Consider the following 9,584-nt stretch of genomic DNA (forward strand, 5'->3'; position numbering starts at 1 on the left):
GGTATTTACTTTTTCAATATGATTTTCTAAGACATCTTGAAATGTAACTTTATTATTTAAGATATCTTTAATATCTTCTATAGGTACATTGATATCTCTTAAAAACATGATTCGCTCTATTTTGTGAATATCTTCTTCACTATAGTTTCGATAACCATTTTCATCACGATATGGTTGAATCAATCCCATCTTTTCATAATATCTTAGTGTATAAGAACTGATTTTTAATTTTTCTTGAGCCTCTTTTATTTGCATAATTTTCACCTACTTTTTTAACTATCTGTTTTTACCATTTTTATGATAGATATTTTCAAAGAAATCATAAACACTTAATTCCTTTTGTTCAAAACAATCTAATATTTCATCACTAGTCACAATTTCTATATTTTTATTTCTTAATATTTGATAAGCAGCTTTAGGATTATTCCATTCTAAAAAACTTTTGCTTGAAGAATTTTTAAAATGAAATATATATTTTGGTAAATAATAATACATCGTCTTACTTGTTCCCATTCCTATTCCACCGTACTTAATTACTAATTTAATTTCTACATATTTTAAATCCTCCCAACTATAATTCTCCATAATAGTTGTTAAATCTTTCTTTAAAATTAGATAACTTAATTTTATATGTGATACTTTTTTTGCATCTAAAATAGAAATCTTATTATCTGTAAGTTCTATATACTTTTGTCGTGAGCACATATAAGAAATACTCACAATTGAAAGTAACATAACTAAAATCATTAATATTAAATAAATGAAAATATGATTCATAACAGTTTCCATTTCTAAAATATGCACCATTTGTAGATACTTAGTAACAGCAAATGCTAGAACTGGAGCAGTAATCAATGCACAAATAAATGTTCTAAAATACATATTCAAATCAAATTTAGTTCCAATAATCACCGTTTGATCTTTTTTAAAATAATCAAATACTTTCTTTAAATCTCTTTTTTTGACTTTTTTATCTCCTATTTGATTATCTTCAATTACTTGATCTAATAAAGGAATATTCTTTTCTTTTAAATCTTCACACATGTTTTTTATATATTGTAATGATTCTATTTCGGTATTTACTTTTTCAATATGATTTTCTAAGACATCTTGAAATGTAACTTTATTATTTAAGATATCTTTAATATCTTCTATAGGTACATTGATATCTCTTAAAAACATAATTCTTTCTATTTTGTGAATATCTTCTTCACTGTAATTTCGATAACCATTTTCATCACGATAAGGTTGAATGAGTCCCATCTTTTCATAATATCTTAGTGTATAAGAACTGATTTTTAGTTTTTCTTGAACCTCTTTTATTTGCATAATTTTCACCTACCTTCATTATTTCATACATTCAACTAAATAGCCATCATCCTTTAATAATTGGATAATTCCTTTTTTACCATAGAGATGTTTACATCCTACACCTATAAAATCATGTTTATTATTATGAATACCATCAGCTAAAGTATCTTTCATATGAATGTTTCTATTATATGCAAGTATATTCCAATACTTTTCATACTTTTCTTTATCACTATCATTTAATTGTTCTAACTGATTTAACAATAAATTTTGTTCATCTTCATAATATTGTGTATTACCACTATAATAAGCATCTAAATCTTCTTTAGCACTTTTTATTACCATTTCTTTATTTGCTAAATTATCTAATATCGTCTCTGAGTAATCCCCTGATAATTCAGTTAATAGCTTCATTTGAAATTCAATACCTTCTACTTCTTTAAAATTCTTTTTCTTTTGAGCATACTCATAAATATAATTATCAATTGCATTAAATTTACTTATATTTGCCTTATTCAATACTTCAGGGTCATTAATTACAAGTGAACTTATAACAAATACATTATAAAATGCATAGCCAGGTTTTCCTTTCAAACTTTTGTATTGTTTCATTAGATTTTCATATTTATCTTCTAGACCTAAATCACGAATTGAATTGTACGTATTGTATTTAGTGATTTCTTCTGTTTCTTTTGGCGATGGTTTCATATCACATTCCAAATAAATTGAATCACTTTCATCTAATGCCTTTTCTGTTACCTTATCCAAACTTTTAATAGGATACCTTCCTGGATGAAATGTTCCAAACAAATATGAATATCCTCCTTTTTGATCAGATACTTTGTAAAGAAACATACTTGTATCGATGATTCTTGTGTTTTCTTCTTTCTTTTGAGTCGTACACCCACCTGCCATCAATAAAACAATGATCATGACTAATTTCACACTCTTTTTCATTTTATTTCCCTTCTTTCTAACCAAAACATACACGTTAGAGTTACTATAAGGTCAATAAGTATTCTTTATTTTTTAAATATTCTTTTAAAATAATTTTTTCATTTTTAGTAAAACCTAAAATATCTATCGCCACATCAAAAGAAACATTTAGATTTTTCATAATATTATAAATAGCTCTGACATTATTCTGTCTTGTAACTTCTCTTGTCACTTTTCTGACTGTCTTTTCTTTAATATCCATTTCTATAGCTTGACTTAAATTACACATTATCTCTAATTCCTTATCTATTTCTTTATTATTTATGTATTTTTTTATTGATCTTTCTTTATACTTTGCACCCATTCGATAACTTAAGATGATGTGCATTAAAGTAAGAACTTCATTATGTTGTTTACATTCATTATTTGATCGATATCGATTTGAAATATAAATCCTGGATTTATAAATGTTTAGTTGGGAATTTATATTCATTAAAACAGTTCCATCATCATATTCTAAAGATTGGGTTATAAAATATAAATGATATACTTTATGTTTCTTTCTTTTATTTACATGTGCATCTTCTTTATAGTCTAAATTTAAATAGATATTGATTTGAATACATTCCTTTAAATTAAAATAACATCGTACATCTTGTTTATTATTTTTATCTCTTTTCTTTGAGTAAATATATTCTTCTAATGAAGACATTTTAATACCATAAATATGTTTACTTATTTCTTCAATTGTCATTTTCTTTGCTTCTTCTACATATTCTTGAATAATTCTTGATAGAATTTCTTTATGACAAATAATTCTTTGACAACAATAATCATACATACATTTTTTATTTTGAATCCCATTCATATTTTTATCCTCCACAATATATATTCGTCATGTTGTCTCCTTTTTTCTTCAAAAAACAAAAAAAGACCAAATATTTCTATTTGATCTTTCATAAATTATTTATTTTTTAAATCAGATTCATCAAATGCTTTAGAAATAGCACCACCTGGAGCAACCATTGGGAAAACTTTATCATCTTTACCAATCATTACTTCAATTAAAACAGGTCCATTTGTATCTAAAGCTTCTTTAATAGCTGGAGCAACTTCTTCTTTAGTAGAAACACGAATTGCTTTACATCCTAATCCTTCAGCAACTTTACAGAAATCAACTTTATCATCTAAAATCGTATTACTATAACGTTTACCATAGAATAATGTTTGCCATTGTCTTACCATTCCTAATACCTTATTGTTGATAACAACTTGAATAATAGGCACATTGTAACGACTTGCTGTAGCAAGTTCATTCATATTCATTCTGAAGCATCCATCACCAGCAATATTGAATACCGGGAAATCAGGATTTCCATATTTAGCACCAATTGCAGCACCTAAACCAAATCCCATTGTTCCAGCTCCACCTGAAGTAATTAATTGACGTGGACGTCGATAATGATAATATTGAGCAGCCCACATTTGATGTTGCCCAACATCTGTACAAATAATCGCATTACTATCTGTTAAATAATCAATTTGTTCAAGGACATAAGGTCCTGTAAGAGTAGAATCATCATAGTTAAGTGGATAACGATCTTTTAAATCACGAATTTGTTTTAACCATTGTGGATGATTTTGTCTTTCTAACTTATTATTTAATTCATTTAAAATACATTTAGCATCACCAATAATACCTAAATCAACTTGAATATTTTTATTGATTTCAGCGGCATCTACATCAATGTGAATAATTTTAGCATTAGAAGCAAATGTTTGAGTATTACCAGTAACACGATCAGAGAAACGTGCACCAACTGTAATTAATAAATCACATTGGCTTACCCCAAAGTTACTTGCTTTTGTTCCATGCATTCCAAGCATTCCTGTATAACGAGGTCTTGTATTATCAAAAGCCCCTTTACCCATTAATGTTTCACAAACAGGTGCATCAATTTTTTCTGCAAATTCTTTTAATTCTTGACTTGCACCAGATGAAATAACACCACCACCAGCAAAGATAAATGGTTTTTCACTTTCTTTGATTATTTCAATTGCTTGATCTAAATCTTCAACAGTATATGTTTCAGTTTTAGGTTCAATAGCTTTTGGTTGAAGTGGTTCAAATTCCATCTTTTCTGCAGTAACGTTTTTAGTAACGTCTACTAAGACAGGTCCAGGTCTACCTTCTTTTGCAATATAGAATGCTTTACGAATTGTAGGCACTAAATCTTTAATATCTTTAACGATAAAATTATGTTTTGTAATTGGCATTGTCACACCAGTAATATCAATTTCTTGGAAACTGTCACGCCCTAAGATTTCAACACCAACATTTGCAGTAATAGCAACAAGTGGTGTTGAATCCATATAAGCCGTCGCAATTCCAGTAACAAGGTTTGTTGCCCCTGGTCCTGAAGTAGCCATACAAACACCAACTTTTCCTGTTGCTCTTGCATAACCATCAGCGGCATGAGAAGCACCTTGTTCATGAGAGGTCAAAACATGATTGATTTTATCTTGATAACGATAAAGTGCATCATAGACGTTAAGAATAGTTCCTCCCGGATAACCAAACACTGTATCGACACCTTGTTCAATTAAACATTCACATATAATTTCTGAACCAGTTAACATCATTTTGTTTTTCCTCCTTTTATTTTTTTTCTTCTGGTGCTTGTAATACAGCACCTTTATCTGCAGATGTTACTAAAGAAGCATATCTTACTAAGTAACCTTTTTTAATACGAGGTTCTCTTGGTTGCCATTTAGCTTTTCTTGCAGACATTTCTTCATCACTAACACGTACATTCATTGAATGATTTGTAATATCAATATCAATAATATCTCCTTCTTCAATGAAAGCAATTGGTCCACCTAAAGCAGCTTCAGGTGCTACGTGCCCAATTGAAGCTCCACGAGTAGCTCCAGAGAAACGACCATCTGTAATTAAAGCAACATCTTTATCTAAGCCCATACCAGCGATTTCTGAAGTTGGTGATAACATTTCACGCATTCCAGGTCCACCTTTAGGTCCTTCATAACGAATAACAACAACATCACCTTTAACAATTTTTCCTTCACGGATAGCAACAATGGCATCATCTTCACAATCAAAGACACGAGCAGGTCCGGTATGTACCATCATTTCTTTAGCAACTGCTGATTGTTTAACAACGGCACCATTTGGACAAATATTTCCTTTTAAAACAGCGATACCACCATAAGGTGAATATGGATTTTCCACTGGACGAATGATTTCAGGATCTAAGTTAACACATCCTTCAATATTTTCAGCTACTGTTTTCCCAGTAACAGTTAATAGATCAGTTGATAATAAACCTAATTTATTAATTTCATTCATAACTGCATAAATTCCACCAGCTTCATTTAAATCTTCCATAAATGTATCACCAGCTGGAGCTAAATGACATAAGTTAGGTGTTTTCTTAGAAATTTCATTCGCAATTTCAAGATTTAAAGTAACTCCTGCTTCATGAGCAATAGCTGGTAAATGAAGCATTGAGTTTGTTGAACATCCTAGTGCCATATCCATTGTTAGAGCATTGATAAATGCTTTTTCAGTCATAATATCACGAGGACGAATATCTTTTTTAATAAGTTCTACGATTTGCATACCTGCATGTTTTGCAAGTCTAATTCTTTCTGAATAAACTGCTGGAATTGTTCCGTTTCCACGAAGAGCCATTCCTAAAACTTCAGTTAAACAGTTCATTGAGTTTGCTGTATACATACCTGAACATGAACCACAAGTTGGACATGCTTTTTGTTCAAATTCATGAAGTTTATCTTCTGTCATATTCCCTGCATTGAATTGTCCTACAGCTTCAAATAATGAAGATAAACATGTTCTTTTACCATCCATTTTACGACCAGCTAACATTGGTCCACCAGAAACAAAGATTGTTGGAACATTGACTCTGGCAGCAGCCATTAATAATCCTGGTACATTTTTATCACAGTTAGGAATCATAACTAAACCATCAAATTGATGTGCTTCAGCCATGGCTTCTGTACTATCAGCAATTAATTCACGTGTAACAAGTGAATATTTCATACCTGTATGGTTCATGGCAATACCATCACATACAGCGATTGCTGGAATTTCTACGGGTACTCCACCAGCAAGATAGATTCCTTTTTTTACAGCTTCACAAATTTTATCTAAGTTCATATGTCCTGGAACAATTTCATTGAAAGAATTGACAACCCCAATTAATGGTCTTTCTAATTCTTCATCTGTATACCCAGCGGCATTAAATAATGATCGATGAGGAGCTCTTTCAGTTCCTTTTTTTACAAAATCACTTTTCATCCCTATATCCTCCTATAAATGACTTACAATAAGGTCTCCCATTTCACGAGTACCTACTAATGTTTTACCTTCAGACATGATATCTGTTGTACGATATCCTTCTTTTAATACTTTTTCAATAGCATCTTCCACATCTTTTGCTTCTTGATCTAAATCAAAAGAATAACGAAGCATCATTGCTGCTGATAAAATAGTTGCAATTGGATTAGCAATATTTTGTCCAGCAATATCTGGTGCACTACCATGACTTGGTTCATACATACCAAAACTATCTTCTCTTAAAGAAGCACTTGATAACATTCCAATTGAACCAGTAACCATACTTGCTTCATCTGATAAAATATCACCAAACATATTTTCAGTTAAAATAACATCAAATTGTTTTGGATCTCTTACAAGTTGCATTGCACAGTTATCTACTAACATATGTTCTAAAGTAACTTCAGGATATTCTTTAGCAACTTCTTCAACAACTTTACGCCATAAACGAGAAGTATCTAAAACATTTGCTTTATCCACACTTGTTACTTTTTTATTTCTTTTCATTGCAATATCAAATCCACGTTTAGCAATACGACGAATTTCACTTTCACTATAACTCATTGAATCACGAGCAACCATTTGATCTCCTTCTTTTTCAGTAGAACGTTCACCGAAATAAAGACCACCAGTTAATTCACGCATGATCATCATATCAAATCCACCTGCAGTTAATTCTTCTTTAAGTGGACAAGCCCCTTTTAATTCATCATATAAATAAGCAGGACGTAAATTTGCGAATAACCCTAATTCTTTTCTAATTTTTAATAAACCTGCTTCTGGTCTTAATGATGGTTCTAATTTATACCATGGTGAAGTTGTCGTATTTCCACCAATAGCCCCTAATAAAACACTATCACTTTTTTTAGCAATTTTTAAAGCTTCATCACTTAACGGCACACCATAAGTATCGATTGAACAACCACCCATTAAGATTTCTGTATAATTAAATTTATGATTGTATTTTTTAGCAACAGCATCTAAAACTTTCATCGCTTCTGTAACGATTTCAGGCCCGATTCCATCACCTTTAATAACCGCTATATTCTTTTCCATTTTTTATCCCCTATTTTTTAGAATTTACATAATTTACTAAACCATCAGCATCAATCATTTTTTGTAAGAATTCTGGGAATGGTTGACTTTGGTAAGTTTCATTTTTTGTTTTATTTGTGATTACACCTGTTGAAAAATCAACTTCTACTTCGTCACCTTTTTCAATTTTATCAGCTGCTTCTTCACATTCCATAATTGGAAAACCAATATTAATTGAATTACGATAGAAAATACGCGCAAAGCTTTTTGCGATAACACATTTAACCCCAGCAGTTTTTAAACAAAGAGGTGCATGTTCTCTTGAAGAACCACAACCAAAGTTTTGACCTGCTACAATGATATCTCCTTTTTCTACAGTTGAAGCAAAAGTAGGATCAATATCCACCATAGCATGACTTGCAAGTTCTTTTGCATCAAATGAATTTAAATAACGTGCAGGAATAATTACATCTGTATCTACATTATCTTTATATTTATAAATTTTCATTATTCTTTACCTACCTTTTCAGGATTTGCGATATATCCAGCAATCGCACTTGCTGCAGCAACTTGTGGAGAAGCTAAATAAATAAGTGCTTCTGTATCTCCCATACGACCTACGAAGTTACGGTTTGTTGTTGAAACACATTTTTCACCTTTAGCCATAACACCCATATGACCACCCATACATGGTCCACAACTTGGTGTATTGAATGCACATCCAGCTTCTACAAAGATTTCAGCTAAACCTTTTTGAATACATTGTAAGAAGATTTTTTGTGTTGCTGGTACGACCATCACACGTACATTGTCTGCAACTTTTTTACCTTTTAAAATTGCTGCTGCTTTTTCTAAATCAGATAAACGTCCATTTGTACATGATCCAATAACGACTTGATCAATATAGATTTTATCCATTTCTTCAATTTCATCAATTGTATGTCCATTTCCTGGCAAATGAGGAAATGCAACAGTTGGTCTTACTTCACTTAAATTGATTTCTACCACTTGTTCATATTCAGCATCTTCATCAGCTTCAAAGACTTCATAAGGCTTTTTAGAATGTTTTTCAATATAAGCAATTGTTTGATCATCAACAGGGAAAATACCATTTTTAGCTCCTGCTTCAATGGCCATATTACAAATTGTAAAACGATCATCCATTGTTAAATATTGAATACCGTCTCCAACAAATTCCATTGATTTATATAAAGCCCCATCAACACCAATTTTATCAATAATATGTAAAATAACATCTTTCCCACTAACATATTCACTTGGTTTACCAGTAATCACAAATTTAATAGCACTTGGTACTTTAAACCATAATTCACCAGTTGCCATTCCAGTAGCGATATCTGTTGTTCCTACACCTGTAGAAAAAGCTCCTAATGCCCCATAAGTACATGTATGACTGTCTGCCCCAATAATACATTCACCAGCCACAACGATTCCTTTTTCTGGTAAGATAGCATGTTCTACACCACATTTACCTTGTTCCATACGATGTGTTAAACATTGTTTGTTTGTAAAATCCAAAATTGCTTTTGAATTTTCTGCAGATTTAATATCTTTATTTGGTGTAAAGTGATCTGGCACTAAAACCACTTTATCTTTATCAAAGACTTTATCTGCCATTTTATCAAAAATTGGTAATGCCATAGGCCCTGTAATATCATTTGCCATTACAACATCCAATTTTGCTTCAATTAATTGTCCCGCTTCAACATGATCTAATCCCGCATGCTTTGCTAAGATCTTTTGTGTCATTGTCATTGCCATTTTTTAAATTCCCCCTTCATTTTTAACCTTAGTAGGTTGTCATTAGAAAGTCATGACTTTCCAATGACAACACACTAAAGTGTGTTGATTAGTTATTAATTAATTTATCTTCATCAGACCAAGAATATAATTTTCTGATTTC

Annotated in this window: 9 protein-coding genes; all 9 read right to left on the minus strand. The window is 30.9% G+C overall.

What is annotated here, in order from left to right; all coding sequences use genetic code 11:
* The coding region (locus LJD34_RS14710; RefSeq protein ID WP_227360250.1) for a MerR family transcriptional regulator at positions 1–255 on the minus strand (255 nt) is incomplete at its 3' end.
* Between the two features lie 21 nt (positions 256–276).
* On the minus strand, positions 277–1,329 hold the full coding sequence (locus LJD34_RS14715; RefSeq protein WP_227360251.1) for a MerR family transcriptional regulator: 1,053 nt from the start codon (positions 1,327–1,329) through the stop codon (positions 277–279).
* Positions 1,330–1,347: 18 nt separating this feature from the next.
* Complete coding sequence (locus LJD34_RS14720) at positions 1,348–2,268, minus strand: TraB/GumN family protein (RefSeq protein WP_227360252.1); 921 nt, start codon at positions 2,266–2,268, stop codon at positions 1,348–1,350.
* 43 nt (positions 2,269–2,311) lie between these two features.
* Positions 2,312–3,115, minus strand: coding sequence for a hypothetical protein (locus LJD34_RS14725; RefSeq protein WP_227360253.1), 804 nt, complete (start codon positions 3,113–3,115; stop codon positions 2,312–2,314).
* Positions 3,116–3,210: 95 nt separating this feature from the next.
* Entirely contained in the window at positions 3,211–4,890 is a 1,680-nt protein-coding gene (gene ilvB, locus LJD34_RS14730) for a biosynthetic-type acetolactate synthase large subunit (RefSeq protein WP_147580844.1), read from the minus strand.
* 16 nt (positions 4,891–4,906) lie between these two features.
* Positions 4,907–6,586 (minus strand): dihydroxy-acid dehydratase, encoded by a 1,680-nt coding sequence (gene ilvD / locus LJD34_RS14735; protein WP_032089411.1) that lies wholly within the window; start codon positions 6,584–6,586, stop codon positions 4,907–4,909.
* A gap of 12 nt (positions 6,587–6,598) precedes the next feature.
* Positions 6,599–7,681: a 3-isopropylmalate dehydrogenase gene (gene leuB / locus LJD34_RS14740; protein ID WP_227360254.1), complete on the minus strand. Its 1,083-nt coding sequence runs from the start codon at positions 7,679–7,681 to the stop codon at positions 6,599–6,601.
* Between the two features lie 10 nt (positions 7,682–7,691).
* On the minus strand, positions 7,692–8,168 hold the full coding sequence (leuD, locus tag LJD34_RS14745; RefSeq protein ID WP_032089413.1) for a 3-isopropylmalate dehydratase small subunit: 477 nt from the start codon (positions 8,166–8,168) through the stop codon (positions 7,692–7,694).
* Positions 8,168–9,442 (minus strand): 3-isopropylmalate dehydratase large subunit, encoded by a 1,275-nt coding sequence (gene leuC, locus LJD34_RS14750; protein ID WP_032089414.1) that lies wholly within the window; start codon positions 9,440–9,442, stop codon positions 8,168–8,170. Before leuC ends, leuD begins: the two co-directional genes overlap by 1 nt.
* Between the last annotated feature and the right edge of the window lie 142 nt (positions 9,443–9,584).

The sequence above is a fragment of the Faecalibacillus sp. MSK20_93 genome (assembly GCF_020589945.1).
Taxonomy (GTDB): domain Bacteria; phylum Bacillota_I; class Bacilli_A; order Erysipelotrichales; family Coprobacillaceae; genus Faecalibacillus; species Faecalibacillus intestinalis.